12 protein-coding genes and 2 tRNA genes are annotated in these 16,080 nt (G+C 68.5%); 3 read left to right on the forward strand and 11 right to left on the reverse strand.

Features of this window, described 5'->3' with window-relative positions:
• Positions 1-62: 62 nt before the first annotated feature.
• The 4 genes from ACWDTS_RS06670 to ACWDTS_RS06685 form a co-directional block, all read right to left on the reverse strand.
• Positions 63-138 (reverse strand) — tRNA-Glu (locus tag ACWDTS_RS06670).
• An 87-nt stretch (positions 139-225) separates the two neighbouring features.
• Positions 226-297 (reverse strand) — tRNA-Gln (locus ACWDTS_RS06675).
• A gap of 212 nt (positions 298-509) precedes the next feature.
• Positions 510-1,982: a glutamate--tRNA ligase gene (gene gltX / locus ACWDTS_RS06680; protein ID WP_450108025.1), complete on the reverse strand. Its 1,473-nt coding sequence runs from the start codon at positions 1,980-1,982 to the stop codon at positions 510-512.
• A gap of 79 nt (positions 1,983-2,061) precedes the next feature.
• Positions 2,062-2,838: a fumarylacetoacetate hydrolase family protein gene (locus ACWDTS_RS06685; protein WP_197257342.1), complete on the reverse strand. Its 777-nt coding sequence runs from the start codon at positions 2,836-2,838 to the stop codon at positions 2,062-2,064.
• 108 nt (positions 2,839-2,946) lie between these two features.
• Between ACWDTS_RS06685 and ACWDTS_RS06690 the strand changes: the two genes are divergently transcribed.
• Positions 2,947-4,128, forward strand: coding sequence for an MFS transporter (locus tag ACWDTS_RS06690; RefSeq protein WP_450108023.1), 1,182 nt, complete (start codon positions 2,947-2,949; stop codon positions 4,126-4,128).
• A gap of 88 nt (positions 4,129-4,216) precedes the next feature.
• Here ACWDTS_RS06690 and ACWDTS_RS06695 read toward each other — a convergent pair whose 3' ends face one another.
• From ACWDTS_RS06695 to ACWDTS_RS06720, 6 genes are all read right to left on the reverse strand, one after another.
• Complete coding sequence (locus tag ACWDTS_RS06695; RefSeq protein WP_197257344.1) at positions 4,217-5,227, reverse strand: 3-isopropylmalate dehydrogenase; 1,011 nt, start codon at positions 5,225-5,227, stop codon at positions 4,217-4,219.
• A gap of 82 nt (positions 5,228-5,309) precedes the next feature.
• Positions 5,310-6,902 (reverse strand): phosphoglycerate dehydrogenase, encoded by a 1,593-nt coding sequence (gene serA / locus ACWDTS_RS06700; protein WP_450117851.1) that lies wholly within the window; start codon positions 6,900-6,902, stop codon positions 5,310-5,312.
• Between the two features lie 326 nt (positions 6,903-7,228).
• A complete protein-coding gene (locus ACWDTS_RS06705) occupies positions 7,229-8,953 on the reverse strand; it encodes a SulP family inorganic anion transporter (RefSeq protein ID WP_450117852.1) in 1,725 nt (574 codons plus the stop codon).
• Positions 8,954-9,050: 97 nt separating this feature from the next.
• Entirely contained in the window at positions 9,051-10,064 is a 1,014-nt protein-coding gene (gene ilvC, locus ACWDTS_RS06710) for a ketol-acid reductoisomerase (protein WP_197257346.1), read from the reverse strand.
• Positions 10,065-10,101: 37 nt separating this feature from the next.
• Entirely contained in the window at positions 10,102-10,605 is a 504-nt protein-coding gene (gene ilvN, locus ACWDTS_RS06715) for an acetolactate synthase small subunit (RefSeq protein ID WP_197257348.1), read from the reverse strand.
• A complete protein-coding gene (locus ACWDTS_RS06720; RefSeq protein WP_197257350.1) occupies positions 10,602-12,539 on the reverse strand; it encodes an acetolactate synthase large subunit in 1,938 nt (645 codons plus the stop codon). Before ACWDTS_RS06720 ends, ilvN begins: the two co-directional genes overlap by 4 nt.
• Before the next feature lie 264 nt (positions 12,540-12,803).
• Between ACWDTS_RS06720 and ACWDTS_RS06725 the strand changes: the two genes are divergently transcribed.
• Positions 12,804-13,289, forward strand: a complete 486-nt coding sequence (locus tag ACWDTS_RS06725; RefSeq protein WP_450108142.1) for a PH domain-containing protein — start codon at positions 12,804-12,806, stop codon at positions 13,287-13,289.
• 105 nt (positions 13,290-13,394) lie between these two features.
• Complete coding sequence (ilvD, locus tag ACWDTS_RS06730; protein WP_450108021.1) at positions 13,395-15,236, forward strand: dihydroxy-acid dehydratase; 1,842 nt, start codon at positions 13,395-13,397, stop codon at positions 15,234-15,236.
• 56 nt (positions 15,237-15,292) lie between these two features.
• On the opposite strand, the gene ACWDTS_RS06735 is transcribed toward ilvD, so the two are convergent.
• The gene (locus ACWDTS_RS06735) at positions 15,293-16,045 is read right to left on the reverse strand and encodes a DoxX family protein (RefSeq protein ID WP_450108020.1); all 753 of its coding nucleotides are present in this window, start codon (positions 16,043-16,045) and stop codon (positions 15,293-15,295) included.
• Between the last annotated feature and the right edge of the window lie 35 nt (positions 16,046-16,080).

The raw sequence follows: 16,080 nt of genomic DNA on the forward strand, positions 1-16,080 counted from the left end.
TGGACCATCTTCATTTCTTCAGAGAAGAACACCCATCGATCCGGGGATCGATGGGCAGTTCATGGTACCCCCGATGGGATTCGAACCCACGCTACCGCCGTGAGAGGGCGGCGTCCTAGGCCGCTAGACGACGGGGGCCTGAGAACTTCTTCTCTGGTTGCTTCCCGGAGGAAGCTCAGCCAGCTTAGCTGGCCGAGACGCTGTGGGCAAACCACCGCATCTCAGCTGGGGTACCAGGACTCGAACCTAGAATGGCTGAACCAGAATCAGCTGTGTTGCCAATTACACCATACCCCATTGGTTTGTTCCTTCGGCCTGCCCTGCGGGCGTCTGTGGCCTCCGTTCCGAACCGAGAGAAAGATTAGCACCAACCCCACCACGAACTACAAATCGCCTGGTCAAGAGCATGAATTGCCCCTCGGAGCCGTGCGGAACGATCCCCCGCAGACGACTCGGCCCGCCACCTTCCGGGTGGAGGGTGGCGGGCCGAGCCGGTACCGGCGAGATGGTCAGGCGATGCCCGCGCGGGCGGAGCTCAGGCGCGCCAGGGTCACGTCCCGGCCGAGCAGTTCCATCGACTCGTACAGCGGCGGGCTGATGTGCGATCCGGAGACGGCGACACGCACCGGAGCGAACGCCTTGCGCGGCTTGAGGCCCAGCTCCTCGATGAGAGCGGCCTTGAGCGCCTCCTCGAGGTTGGCGGTCGTCCACTCCCCCACACCGTCGAGCGCGGTGATGGTCGCGTCGAGTACGGGCGCGGCGTCGGCACCGAGATTCTTGGCGGCGGACGCCTCGTCCACCGTGAACTCCGACTCCGGGACGAACAGGAACTTCAGCAGGTCCCAGGCGTCGGACAACACGACGATGCGGGTCTGGACGAGTTCGGCGGCCGCGGAGAACCGCGCGTCGTCGACGTCGGCCGTGATGTAGCCGTGCTCGATCAGGAAGGCCTTCAACCGCGCCGCGAAGTCCGCGGGCTCGAGCAGGCGGATGTGCTCGGCGTTGATCGCGTCGGCCTTCTTCTGGTCGAAGCGAGCGGGGTTCGAGTTGACCTTCGAGATGTCGAACGCGGCGACCATCTCGTCGAGCGAGAACACGTCGCGGTCCTCGGCCAGGCCCCAGCCGAGCAGCGCGAGGTAGTTCAGCAGACCCTCGGGGATGAACCCGCGGTCGCGGTGCAGGAACAGGTTCGACTCGGGGTCACGCTTGGACAGCTTCTTGTTGCCCTGTCCCATCACGAACGGCAGATGCCCGAACTCCGGCGTGAAATCGGCCACACCGATCCGCTGCAGCGCCTCGTACAGGGCGAGCTGCCGCGGCGTCGACGAGAGCAGGTCCTCGCCGCGCAGCACGTGGGTGATGCGCATCAGCGCGTCGTCGACGGGGTTGACGAGCGTGTACAGCGGGATGCCGTTGCCGCGGGTCAGCGCGAAGTCCGGGACCACACCCGCCTTGAACGTGGTTTCACCGCGCACGAGGTCGTTCCACGTGAGGTCGTGATCCGGCATGCGCAACCGCACCACCGGCTTGCGTCCCTCGTCGAGGTAGGCCTGCCGCTGCTCGGGCCTCAGGTCGCGATCGAAGTTGTCGTAGCCGAGCTTGGGGTCGCGGCCGGCAGCCTTGTGCCGCTCCTCGACCTCCTCGGGAGTCGAGAACGACTCGTAGGCCTCACCGGCCTCGACGAGCTTGGCGACGATGTCGAGGTGCAGATCCCGTCGCTGGGACTGCCGGTACGGCTCGTACGGCCCGCCGACCTCCGGTCCCTCGTCCCACTGCAGGCCGAGCCAGCGCAGGGCGTCGAGGATCGCCTGGTACGACTCCTCGGTGTCGCGGGCTGCGTCGGTGTCTTCGATGCGGAACACGAAGGTGCCGCCGTGGTGGCGCGCGAACGCCCAGTTGAACAGGGCGGTGCGCACCAGGCCCACGTGCGGGGTTCCGGTCGGGGACGGGCAGAATCGAACGCGTACTTCGCTGCTGGTCATGGCTCACTCTGGTAGAGGGATGAAAAGTCCCTACCAGGCTAGTCCTCCCCGCCGCGGCGGCAGAAGCGAAGTGCGGTTGTCACTCGCCCTTCGCGACGACCGGATTGGTGAGGGTACCGATCTTCTCGATCGTCACCGACACGGTGTTGCCCGGCTCGATGGGGCCGACACCCTCGGGGGTTCCGGTGAGGATGACGTCACCCGGGAGCAGCGTCATCACGGCGGAAACCCACTCGATGAGCTTCGGAATGTCGTGGATCAGCAACGAGGTTCGGCTGCGCTGACGCTCCCGCCCGTCGACCTCGGCGGAGATCTCGAGGTCGGAGGCGTCGAGGTTCGTCTCGATCCACGGACCGAGCGGGCAGAACGTGTCGTGCCCCTTGGCGCGTGCCCACTGGCCGTCCTGCTTCTGGTGGTCGCGGGCGGACACGTCGTTGGCGATGGTGTATCCGAGCACGACGTCGAGCGCCTTCGCGGCGGGCACGTCCTTGCACGGCCGGCCGATGACGACGGCGAGTTCCGCCTCGTGGTGCACGAGCGAGGTGTTGCGCGGGATGACGATCGGGGCGCCGGGGCCGATGATCGAGGTGTTCGGCTTGAGGAAGATCACCGGCTCCTCGGGCACCTCGTTGCCGAATTCCGCGGCGTGCGCGGCATAGTTGCGTCCGACGGCGACGACCTTGCTCGCGAGGATCGGCGCGAGCAGGCGGACGTCGGCGAGCGGCCAGCTACGGCCGGTGAACGTGGGCGTCCCGAAAGGGTGCTCGGCAATCTCTTTCGCGATCGCGGAATCGGATTCGCCTTCGATGCTGACGAAGGCGACACCGTCGGGGCTGGCAATTCGACCAAGGCGCATGACGCGCAGTCTATCGGTGCGCCCACGCTCACCCGGCGCCCCCGTCGATCCGGGTGTACCGTTTGTTCATTGTTTCATACTTCGAGATATGTTCCCAGATAGTGAGACATGATGGAAGTTGTCGCCGACATCGGCCGGAAACGGTGGCTGATCCTGGCCCTGGGAGTGCTGGCACAGACCGTGCAGGCCACCGTCGTCAACGGCACGGCCTTCCTCATCCCCACCCTCCACACCGAGCACGGCCTGGACCTCGCGCAGGCCGGAACCCTGGCCGGCGCACCGATTCTCGGAGGGGTACTCACACTCGTCGCATGGGGGGCGATCGCCGATCGCTTCGGTGAGCGGAACGCCCTCGCCGCGGGTCTCGGCATCGCCTCCGCGGCGACGGCTGCCGCCGCGACGACCACAGCCCCTGGCGCACTGGCGGTTCTGCTCGCGGCCGCGGGAGCGGGCGCGGCCAGCGCCAACGCCGCCAGCGGGCGCGTCGTCGTCGGCTGGTTCCCGCAGGCACAGCGGGGTCTGGCGATGGGCATCCGGCAGATGTCCGTTCCGCTCGGAATCGCGTTGGCCGCCATGATGATGCCCCCACTCGCCCGCGATCACGGAATCGGTTGGGCGCTGGCATTTCCCGCGATCATGTGCGGCGTGGGAGCGATCGCGTGCGCGGTCGGAATCATCGACCCGCCGCGGCCGGATCGGGACACCGCAGCCGACAACGGCTTGCTGGACAATCCATATCGCGGCTCGCGGACACTGGCGCGCATCCACGGCACGTCGATCCTGCTGGTGGTCCCCCAGCAGATGGTGTGGACCTTTGCACTCGTGTGGCTGGTCACCGACCTGGACTGGACCGAGACGAGCGCCGGACTGGTTATCACCGCATCCCAATTCCTCGGCGCGATCGGTCGTGTGATCGTGGGCGTGTGGTCGGACCGGACCGGCAGCCGGATGGGACCGCTGCGGATCGTTTCGATCTCCGTCGTCGTATCGATGGCGGCGCTGGCCGCCACCGCCTGGTTCGCCTCCCCCACCGCGGTCGTGATGCTGCTGGTGGCGTCGGTGACGACCGTTGCACCGAACGGACTGGCGTTCACCGCGGTCGCCGAGCTGGGCGGGCCGTTCTGGGGTGGTCGTGCACTGGGCATCCAGAACACCGGGCAGTTCGTCACCGGCGCGGCTGTCGGTCCCGCCTTCGGAGCGTTGATCGGCGCCGTGGGATTCCCGATCGCCTTCGCGATCGCAGCGATCGCACCGCTCGCGGCCGTGCCCCTCGTCCCACGGGACGAATAGCCGCCGTTCCCACGGAACGAACAAGGGTCCCTCCGGCGGCCGCCCGCCGGAGGGACCCTTTCTCCGAGCACTGCCGGAAAACGCTGTCTCAGAGCGCTGCCGCGATCCGATCGCCGACCTCGCCGGTCACGATGGGGCCGGTGCCGCGTGCGGCGAGATCCGCCTCGACGGCCGCTTCGATGCGGGCCGCGTCGTCCTCACGACCGAGGTGACGCAGCAGCAGGGCCGCCGACAGGATCGCCGCGGTCGGGTCTGCGATTCCCTTGCCGGCGATGTCCGGGGCGCTGCCGTGCACCGGTTCGAACATCGACGGGTTGGTGCCGGAGGCGTCGATGTTGCCGCTGGCGGCCAGGCCGATGCCACCGGTGACCGCACCGGCCAGGTCGGTGATGATGTCGCCGAACAGGTTGTCGGTGACGATGACGTCGAACCGGCCGGGATCGGTGACCATGTAGATCGTCGCGGCGTCGATGTGGCAATACGCCGTCTCGACCTCCGGGTACTCGGCGCCGACCGTCTCGACCGCGCGGGTCCAGATGGCCCCGGCGTTGGAGAGCACGTTCGTCTTGTGGATGAGCGTCAGGTGCTTGCGGCGGCTCTGCGCCAGCTCGAACGCGTAGCGCACGACGCGCTCGGCGCCGAACCACGTGTTGATCGACACCTCGGTGGCGATCTCGTGCGGGGTGCCGACGCGGATGGCGCCACCGTTGCCGGTGTACGGGCCTTCGGTGCCTTCGCGAACCACGACGAAATCCATCTCCGGGTTACCGGCGAGCGGCGACGCCGTTCCCGGGTACAGCCGCGACGGACGCAGGTTCACGTGGTGGTCGAGAGCGAACCGCATGTTCAGCAGCAGTCCACGCTCCAGGATGCCGGGGGTGACCGACGGGTCGCCGATCGCGCCGAGCAGGATCGCGTCGTGTTCGCGGATGGCGGCGAGGTCCGCCTCCGGCAGGAGTTCACCGGTGGCGTTGTACCGGCGAGCACCGAGGTCGTATTCGGTGGTCTCGAGGTCGGGCACGAGCTTCCGCAGCACCTTCAGTGCTTCGGCCGTGACCTCGATACCGATGCCGTCACCGGGGATGACCGCAAGCTTCATGGGCTCTACTCACTTCCTTGTGCGACGGTGGCCGCGACCGTGCAGACGGTCGCGGCCACCGGGGGGTGAAGCACGGGATGGATCAGGACAGATCGACCTGCGCGACGCGGGCGTCGAGCTTCTCGACGATCTGGGCGACCTCGGCGTCGCCGACCACACGGTCCACGCGCAGGATCACGGTGGCACCCGACCCCTCGACGTCCTGGCTCAGCGCAGCGGCCTGGATGTCGATGGACGCGTTGCCGAGGATCGTGCCGAGGATGCCGAGCACGCCCGGACGGTCCTCGTAGTGCACGATGATGTTGTGGCCCTCGGCGCGCAGGTCGAAGCTGCGGCCGTTGATGTTGACGATCTTCTCGACCTGCTGCAGGCCGGTCAGCGCACCCGCGACCGCGGTGACGGAGCCGTCGGCGGCCACGGCACGCACCTCGACGGCGCTGCGGTGCGTCTGCGCCTCGCTGTGCTTGTCGACCTCGACGCTCACGCCGCGCTGCTCGGCGAGCTGCGGAGCGTTGACGAAGGTGACGGCCTCGTCGCTGCTGGCGGAGAACAGACCGCGCAGAGCCGCGAGCCCGAGGATGTCGACGTTCTCGGCGGAGAGCTCACCGCTGACGACGACCTGCACGTTCTGCACGGCCTCCGACGAGAGCGTGCCGGCGAGCAGGCCGAGCTTGCGGACGAGTTCGAGCCACGGTGCGACCTCTTCGCCGACCGGGCCGCCGGAGACGTTGACGGCGTCCGGCACGAACTCGCCGGCCAGGGCCAGCAGCACGCTCTTGGCGACGTCGGTGCCGGCGCGGTCCTGCGCCTCGGCGGTGGAGGCACCCAGGTGCGGGGTCACCACGACGTTGTCCAGCTCGAACAGCGGCGAGTCGGTGCACGGCTCGGTGCTGAACACGTCGAGGCCGGCGCCGCGAACCTTGCCGGAGACGAGCGCGTCGTGGAGCGCGGCCTCGTCGATCAGGCCACCGCGGGCGGCGTTGACGATGATGACGCCGTCCTTGGCCCGGGCCAGACGCTCGGCGTTGATCAGGCCGGCGGTTTCTTTCGTCTTGGGCAGGTGCACCGAGATGAAGTCGGCGCGCTCGACGAGCTCGTCGATGTCGACCAGCTCGATGCCGAGCTGCGCGGCGCGCGCGGCGGGCAGGTAGGGGTCGTACGCGATGACCGTGGTCTCGAAGGCGGCGAGGCGCTGCGCGAAGAGCTGGCCGATGCGGCCCAGGCCGACGACACCGACGGTCTTGCCGAGGATCTCGGTGCCGTTGAAGCTCGAGCGCTTCCAGGTCTTCTCACGCAGGGTGCGGTCGGCGGCCGGGATCTGACGCGCGGTCGACAGCAGCAGCGAGACGGCGTGCTCGGCGGCCGAGTGGATGTTCGAGGTCGGCGCGTTCACGACCATGACGCCACGCTCGGTGGCGGCGGGGATGTCCACGTTGTCCAGGCCGACACCGGCGCGGCCGACGATCTTGAGCTTCGTCGCGGCGGCGAGCACCTCGGCGTCGACGGTGGTGGCGGAACGGACGAGCAGGGCGTCGGCGTCGGGCACAGCCGCGAGAAGCGCGGGGCGGTCCGGGCCGTCGACCCAGCGCACCTCGACACCGTCGCCGAGCGCATCGACGGTCGATTGCGCGAGCTTGTCGGCGATCAGGACAACGGGACGGCCATTCTGGCTCACGTGCGAACTCCCTGTAGTTGATTGTCTGCGGGCGTCGACGGCGCGCACACCCTTCTCGGCACGCGGCACAGCCGTGACAGCGTCGAGTTTAGAACCCCCCACCTCCGCGTGGGTGCGCGACCCGGGGTTGTCCTACCAGGTGGTACGACACGCCTCGATCGGTGTGATGCGACCCCCGGCGCACGTCGGAGGTGATTTCGATTACGCCGGGTCGGCGGGAGCCCTCGAGTTCGTCTCGTATGCCCGAATCCGATTTCACGAGAAATCGCTCGCCCGGTGCATGATTCACGAACTCTCGGTCGAGTGTTGTTCTCGCGCTGGATGTTTCACCGATCAGTACTGTCCGGTTCGCCGACCGCGCGTCGCTGTTCCCGGAACGCGGTGACCGCCGCGCGCACGGTCGGGTGAAAGTGTGTCGCGTCGAACCGATCCCCCACCCCGAACTGCACCAGTTTGTCCTTGATGGGGCCTTTCATCGCCGCGAACGCCAACCGGATTCCCTTGCTCGCCAGATAGCGGTCCAGGTCGACGAGTTCGTCGACGGCGGTGGTGTCGAGGCCGGTGATCGGTTCGGCGGCGATCACCACCCACTCGACGGGCGTCGGCGCGTGCGCCACCAGTTCCCGCACGTGGCGGTCGAGGAGATCACCGTTGGCGAAGAACAGCGGGGCGTCGAACCGCGCGATCACCAGTCCCGGAATCCGATGCCCCTCGGGATGCCGGGTGATGTCGTGGAGGCCCGGAACCCCGTCCAGTTCCACCAGTTCCGTGCGATAGGGCTGCCACGCTCGGACCACGACCGTCAGCAGGGACAGCCCGATAGCGACCAGGATGCCTTCGAGCACCCCGACGAGCGCGACTCCGAGGAACGCCGCGACGGCGAGACCGGCCTCGACGCGGCTCATCCGCCACATCGTGACCAGACCCCGCACGTCGATGAGCGCCGCCGCCGCGACCAGCACGACCGCGGCGAGCGCGGCCTGCGGCAGGTACGCCGTCAGACCGGGCACGAGCAGCACGAACGCGAGCACACCGAGGGCGCCGACGACGCCCACGAGCTGGGTCCGCGCACCGTTCTGCTCCGCCACCGGTGTCCGGGAAGAACTTGCGGAGATCGGGAATCCGCCGAACAATCCGCCGGCGATGTTGGCCACGCCCATCGCCCGCATCTCCGCGCTGCCGTCCACGTCGGCGCCGCGCCGGGCGGCGAACGTCCGGGACAGCACCGCGGTGTCGGCGAAGGCGATGAGGGCGATCGCGACGGCGGGACCGAGCATGGTGACCACGTCGTTCCACCCCACCCCGCCGAAGGACGGGGCGGGCAGGCCGCGGGGCAGCGCACCGACCATTGCGATGTCGTCGCCGAGACCGAGCACGGCGGACAGCGCGATCGCGCCGACAACCGCAACGAGCACCCCGGGTATCCGGATCCGCAGCATCCGGCACGTCACCATGACGGCCAGCGAGCCGACGCCCACGGCGGTGGCGAGCAGGTCGATGCCTCCGGTGACCGCTTCCCCGGCGACGGTGCCGATCCGGCCGAGTACGTCGTCCGCATCGACGTCGATGCCGAGCAGCGTGGGCAACTGTCCGATCACGACGACGAGCGCGATGCCGTTGAGGTATCCGATCCGGATCGGCTTGGACAGCAGATCGGTGACGAAACCCAGACGCAGGAACCCCGCGACGAGCAGGACGGTCCCCACGAGCACGGCGAGCACACCGGCCAGTGCGACTGCCCGCTGCGGATCACCGGAGGCAGCGGCGAGCGGGAGCACGGCCGCCGCGATCAACGGGGCCAGAGCCGAGTCGGGGCCGAGCACGAGCACCCGGGACGGCCCGACGATCGCGTACGCGAGCAGCGGCACGATCGTCGCGTAGAGCCCCGTGTACGCGGGCAGCCCCGCCGCGGTCGCGTACCCCATGCCCGCCGGGATCAGCAGCCCGATCAGCGCGAGGCCGGCGGTGACGTCCGGGCGCAACCACTCGCGACGGTAGGTGCGGACCGTGACGACCCCCGGCAGTCGATCGAGGCCCAGGCTCCAGGACATCGGCACATTATCCACCGAACACACCGGCGTATCCGCCACGAACGCCGCCGGCCCGGCACCCGAAGTCGGGTGCCGGGCCGGCAGAGGACGAAACTGCTTATGCGGTCTCGGTGATCGGGCGATCGACCCAGCTCATCAGGTCGCGCAGCTGCTTGCCGACGACCTCGATGCCGTGCTCGGCGTTCTGCTTGCGCAGGCCCTCGAGCTCCTTGTTGCCGTTCTCGACGTTGGCGACGAGACGCTTGACGAAGGTGCCGTCCTGGATGTCCTTGAGGATGTCCTTCATGCGCTCCTTGGTGCCGGCGTCGATGACGCGCGGGCCGGAGAGGTAGCCACCGAACTCGGCGGTGTCGGACACCGAGTAGTTCATGCGCGCGATGCCACCCTCGTACATGAGGTCGACGATGAGCTTGAGCTCGTGCAGGCACTCGAAGTACGCCATCTCCGGGGCGTAGCCCGCCTCGACGAGGACGTCGAAGCCGGTCTTGACGAGCTCCTCGGTGCCACCGCAGAGGACGGCCTGCTCACCGAACAGGTCGGTCTCGGTCTCTTCCTTGAAGGTGGTCTTGATGACGCCGGCGCGGGTGCCGCCGATGCCCTTCGCGTAGGACAGGGCCAGAGCCTCGCCCTCGCCCTTCGGGTCCTGGTGGATGGCGATGAGCGCGGGCACGCCCTTGCCGTCGACGAACTGACGACGCACCAGGTGGCCGGGGCCCTTGGGGGCGACCATGCCGACGGTGACGAACTCCGGAGCCTTGATCAGGCCGAAGTGGATGTTCAGGCCGTGGCCGAAGAACAGCGCGTCGCCGTCCTTCAGGTTCGGCTCGATGTCGTTCTTGAAGATCGACGCCTGCGCCGTGTCGGGGGCGAGCAGCATGATCACGTCGGCCCACTCCGAAACCTCGGCGGGGGTTCCGACGGTGAGGCCGGCTTCTTCGGCCTTGGCCCGCGACTTCGAGCCTTCCTTGAGACCGATGCGCACCTCGACGCCCGAGTCACGCAGGCTCAGCGAATGCGCGTGCCCCTGGCTGCCGTAGCCGATCACCGCGACCTTGCGGCCCTGGATGATCGACAGATCGGCGTTGTCGTCGTAGAAAAGCTCGACTGCCACAGTTCCTACCTCTTTCAGCAATTGGGGTGTGTTCAGGCTAACGGGTGGCCGTGATCGACTTGGGACCACGTCCGACGGCGACGACACCGGACTGCACGATCTCGCGGATGCCGTACGGCTCGAGCATCCGCAGAAGCGCGTCGAGCTTCGAGCGGGTGCCGGTGGCCTCGATGGTCAGCGACTCCGGAGAGACGTCGATCACCTTGGCGCGGAACAGGTTCACCGTCTCGATGACCTGGGTGCGGACGCTGGCGTCCGCACGGACCTTGATGAGCACGAGCTCGCGCGCCACCGACGCCTCGCCCTCCTGCTCGACGATCTTGATGACGTTGACCAGCTTGTTGAGCTGCTTGGTGACCTGTTCGAGCGGGAACTCGTCGACGGTCACGACGATCGTCATGCGGGAGATGTCGGGCACCTCGGTTCCCCCGACGGCGAGGGATTCGATGTTGAATCCGCGCCGCGAGAACAGGGCCGCGACACGGGCCAGCACGCCCGGCTTGTCCTCGACGAGAACGCTGAGGGTGTGACTCGTGCTCACTGACGATCCTCTCCTGCTGCGGAATCGGTGGCGGCCTGCTCGCGGTTCATGGCCTCGTGGATGACGGCGGGCTCGGCGGCGGCCTCGTCGTCGTCGAACAGCGGGCGGATGCCCCGCGCCGCCATGATTTCGTCATTGCTGGTGCCGGCGGCGACCATCGGCCACACCTGGGCGTCCTTACCGACGATGAAGTCGATGACGACCGGGCGGTCGTTGATGGCCTGGGCCTGGCGGATGGCGGGCTCGACGTCCTCTTCGCGCTCGACCCGGATGCCGACGCAGCCGAGGGCCTCGGCGAGCTTGACGAAGTCCGGGATCCGGACCTCACCGTGGGTACCGAGCTCGGTGTTCGAGTAGCGCTGGTCGTAGAACAGCGTCTGCCACTGACGGACCATGCCGAGATTGCCGTTGTTGATGAGCGCGACCTTGATCGGCACACCCTCGACGGCGCAGGTCGCGAGTTCCTGGTTGGTCATCTGGAAGCAGCCGTCACCGTCGATCGCCCACACCTCGGCCTCGGGCTTGCCCATCTTGGCGCCGAGGGCGGCCGGCACGGCGTAGCCCATGGTGCCGAGACCACCGGAGTTCAGCCACGTGCGCGGCTTCTCGTAGTCGACGAACTGCGCAGCCCACATCTGGTGCTGGCCGACGCCGGCGCAGTAGATGGCGTCCGGACCGGCGAGCTTGCCGACGGCCTGGATGACGTACTGCGGCGACAGGGAACCGTCGGCGGGACGGTCGTAGCTCAGCGGGTAGGTGCGACGGATGTCGTCGAGGTATTCCCACCACTGCGCGTAGTCGAGCTTGGTGCCGGTGGCCAGATCCGCACGGATCGCCTCGACGAGTTCGACGAGGACCTCGCGGCAGTCGCCGACGATCGGGACGTCCGCGTGCCGGTTCTTGCCGATCTCGGCGGGGTCGATGTCGGCGTGGATGACCTTCGCGTCCGGCGCGAACGAGTCGAGCTGACCGGTCACGCGGTCGTCGAAGCGGGCGCCGAGCGTGACGAGCAGGTCGCTCTTCTGCAGAGCCGCGACCGCCGCGACGGTGCCGTGCATACCGGGCATGCCGCAGTTGAGGCGGTGGGTGTCCGGGAATGCGCCGCGCGCCATCAGGGTGGTGACGACGGGGATGCCGGTCAGTTCGGCGAGCTCGAGCAGCTCGGCGGACGCGTCGGCCTTGATGACGCCGCCGCCGACGTACAGCACCGGGTTCTTCGCCTCGGCGATCAGGCGCGCGGCCTCGCGGACCTGCTTGCCGTGCGGCTTGGTCACCGGGCGGTAGCCGGGCAGGTGCATCTCCGGCGGCCAGCTGAAGGTGGTCTGCGCCTGCAGGATGTCCTTGGGGATGTCGACGAGGACGGCGCCGGGGCGGCCGGACGCGGCGATGTAGAAGGCCTCGGCGAGGATGCGCGGGATGTCGGCGCCGTCGGTGACGAGGAAGTTGTGCTTGGTCACCGGCATGGTGATGCCGGAGATGTCCGCTTCCTGGAAGGCGTCGGTGCCGATGAGACCGCGGCCGACCTGGCCCGTGATCGCGACGATCGGGACGGAGTCCATCTGGGCGTCGGCGAGCGGGGTCACGAGGTTGGTGGCGCCGGGGCCGGAGGTGGCCATGCACACACCGACCTTGCCGGTGGCCTGCGCATATCCGGTTGCGGCGTGACCGCCGCCCTGCTCATGACGAACGAGGACGTGACGGACCCGCTTGGAATCGAACAGCGGATCGTAGACGGGAAGGATCGCACCACCGGGGATGCCGAAGACCGTGTCGACCTCGAGCTCCTCGAGGGCTCGGACGACCGACTGGGCTCCGGTGACCCGCTCGGGCGCGACCTGGCGGCGAGTTCCGGGCTGCGCTGCGGCGGCTGCGGTAGTCGGGGTGGACCCCGGCTTTCGCGGCGAGGGTTGAGGCCGTGCGGTTGGTGCGCTCACTGCGAATTCCTCTGATTCTGGCTCCGGGCAACAAAAAACCCTCGTCAGCATCTGCTGTACGAGGGTGGCGCGTCGTGGGCGAGTTGCGGTATGCGGCTCAGGCGACGACGCGCCGGCCGATTACGAGCAACCCATTCTTATTCACGCGCTAGACGGTAGGCGCGCGCGAAGCAGACAGTCAACTTGGTTCGGTCGTCTGTCCCAGAATGTGAGATGCCTCGGCTGCAATGCGAAGATGGTGAGGTGTCATCCTCCCAGCAGCCCGTGCCACCGCGTTCATCATCCCACACGCCGGAATCGGCGACGCGCGTCATTCGGATTTCCCGATTGTCGCTGCTCGCGTGCGGCATCCTGCTCCTTGCGGTGGCCTCGCCCGCGATGGCCTGGCCCGCGGCGTTCTCCTGGATGCTGGTGATCCCGTTTCTCGTGCTCGCGTGGATCCTGCGCGTACGCACCGTCGTCGGACCCGACGGCATCACTGCCCGCGCCACGTTCTCGACGACCCGCATCGGGTGGGGCGCACTCGCGGGAATCCGCTTCCCCAAGCGCGGCTGGGCGCGCGCGACCCTCACCGACGGATCCGAGGTTCCGCTTCCCGTCGTCACGTTCGGCCGGCTCCCCGAGCTCGCCGAGGCCAGTGGCGGACGCATCACCGATCCGTATGCCGCGGCCGACGCCGCCCGCGCCGAGGCCGCGGAGCGTGAAGCCGAGGAAGACCCGGCCGCCGAGTCGGATGACGCATCGAAATAGCACAACGGTAAATTCGACACCGCTGCACCCCGGCCCCTGCCGCAGCCCGGCAGCCGGCCCGACAGCCGAAGGCGCAGCCACCCGCCCTGTGAAGGAAACCTGCACATGCCCCCGTTGAGGTCACGCACCACCACCGTCGGACGCAACGCCGCCGGTGCCCGCTCCCTGTGGCGCGCCACCGGTCTGACCGACTCCGATTTCGGCAAGCCGATCGTCGCGATCGCCAACTCCTACACGCAGTTCGTGCCCGGACACGTCCACCTCAAGGACGTCGGCGAGATCGTCGCCGACGCGGTCCGGGCCGCCGGTGGCGTCGCCCGCGAGTTCCACACCATCGCCGTCGACGACGGCATCGCGATGGGCCACGGCGGCATGCTGTACTCGCTCCCGAGCCGCGAAATCATCGCCGACTCGGTCGAATACATGGTGAACGCCCACACCGCCGATGCGCTGGTGTGTATCTCCAACTGCGACAAGATCACCCCGGGCATGCTCAATGCGGCCATGCGCCTGAACATTCCGACGATCTTCGTCTCCGGCGGTCCGATGGAAGCGGGCAAGGCGGTCGTCGTCGACGGTGTCGCCCACGCCCCCACCGACCTGATCACCGCGATCTCCGCGTCCGCGAGCGAGTCGGTGAGCGACGAGGGCCTCGACGAGGTCGAGCGCAGCGCCTGCCCGACGTGCGGTTCGTGCTCGGGCATGTTCACCGCGAACTCGATGAACTGCCTCACCGAGGCGCTGGGCCTGGCGCTGCCGGGCAACGGGTCGACCCTCGCCACCCACGCCGCCCGCCGCGCGCTGTTCGAGAAGGCCGGCACCACGATCGTCGAGGCGGCGCTGCGTTACTACCGCGACGAGGACGAGTCGGTGCTGCCCCGCAACATCGCCACCCCGGCGGCGTTCCGCAACGCGATGGCACTCGACGTCGCGATGGGCGGTTCGACGAACACCGTGCTGCACACCCTCGCCGCCGCGCAGGAAGGCGAGGTCGACTTCGACCTCGAGACCATCGACGCGATCAGCCGCAAGGTTCCGTGCCTGTCGAAGGTGTCACCGAACTCCGACTACCACATGGAGGACGTGCACCGCGCGGGCGGAATCCCCGCGCTGCTCGGTGAACTCCGCCGCGGCGGCCTGCTCGAGACGGACGTCCACACCGTGCACACGGCGAGTTTCGACCAGTGGCTCGACGAGTGGGACATCCGGTCCGGCAAGGCCACCGAGGAGGCGCTCGAACTGTTCCACGCCGCCCCCGGCGGGGTTCGCACCACCGAGCCGTTCTCGACCGACAACCGCTGGGCGTCGCTGGACACCGACGCCGCCGGTGGCTGCATCCGTGACATCGAGCACGCCTACACGGTCGAGGGTGGCCTGTGCGTGCTGCGCGGCAACCTTGCCGTCGACGGCGCGATCCTCAAGACCGCCGGTATCGACGAGGACCTGTTCAGCTTCGAGGGACCGGCCCTGGTGGTCGAGTCGCAGGAGGAGGCCGTCTCGGTCATCCTCGGCAAGAAGGTGAAGCCGGGCGATGTCGTGGTCGTGCGCTACGAGGGCCCCGCGGGTGGTCCCGGCATGCAGGAGATGCTGCACCCGACGTCCTTCCTCAAGGGCGTGGGCCTCGGCAAGGTGTGCGCGCTGATCACCGACGGCCGCTTCTCCGGTGGCACGTCGGGCCTGTCCATCGGGCACGTCTCCCCCGAGGCCGCGTCCGGCGGTGTGATCGGTCTCGTCGAGAACGGTGACCGCATCCGCATCGACGTCGCGACCCGCACCCTCGAGGTGCTCGTCGACGACGAGGTGCTCGCCGAGCGCCGCGCGAAGATGGAGGCCTCGGAGAACCCGTGGCAGCCGGTCGCCCGTGACCGTGTCGTGTCGAAGGCCCTGCGCGCCTACGCGGCGCTCGCGACCTCCGCCGACAAGGGTGCCGTCCGCCAGCTCCCGTAGCTCGTACTCGTGCGCGGTTTCGGTAGCTCCGGCTACCGAAACCGCGCACGAGCGCGTCAGCGCACGAAAAGCCAGAGGCACACGCCGCCGGCGACGCCGAGCAGCAGTGCCACGAACGATCCGATGAACGGGCGCGTCGCCCAGCCACGTGCTCCGTCGACGGCGATCCGGCCGGGACCGGTCAGCACGATCGCCACCGCCGCCGCCCCGAGCAGTAGCTCGAACTCCACACCGGATTGCTCCGCCGCGAAGTACTGCAGGCCCGGTTCGAGGTGGTGTTTGAACAGCACCGCGTTGATCATGATCGCGACCACGGCGGCCGCTGCGAGCGGTGTCAGCAGGCCCAGGACCAGCAGGGTCCCCGCCGCGACCTCCCCGATCGCACCGACGATCGCGAGGATCTCCGAGTACCGGTAGCCGGCGCCCTCGACGAGCGCTTCGAATCCGTCGAGTCCGGGTCCGTCCCACCATCCGGTGAGTTTCTGCAGCCCGTGCACGATCATGATGCCGCCGACGGCCAGCCTCAGGATCAGCAAACCGAGGTCGAGGGTGCCGCGCCGTACCTTCGGGGGCACAGCGGCAACCGGTTCCGGCTCCTCGTACGATCCCGGCGCGACCGGCATCTCCGGCCGATGGATCGGGTCGGTGGGGCCGTCGAACGCCCCGGCGGAGCGGGATTCGAACGACCTTTGATCCAGGTCGAGGTCGTCGTCGGATTCGAGCATCGACGAACGTGGACGGTTCAGCTCGAGCGTCGGATTGTCGTACGGCGCCGGCTCCGGGACTGGGTCTTTCGCCTTGTCGCTCACGTGGTCCAGCCTAGGTCGCGCGGCGGGGAGCACCC

It is taken from the genome of Rhodococcus sp. NPDC003383, from assembly GCF_053589115.1.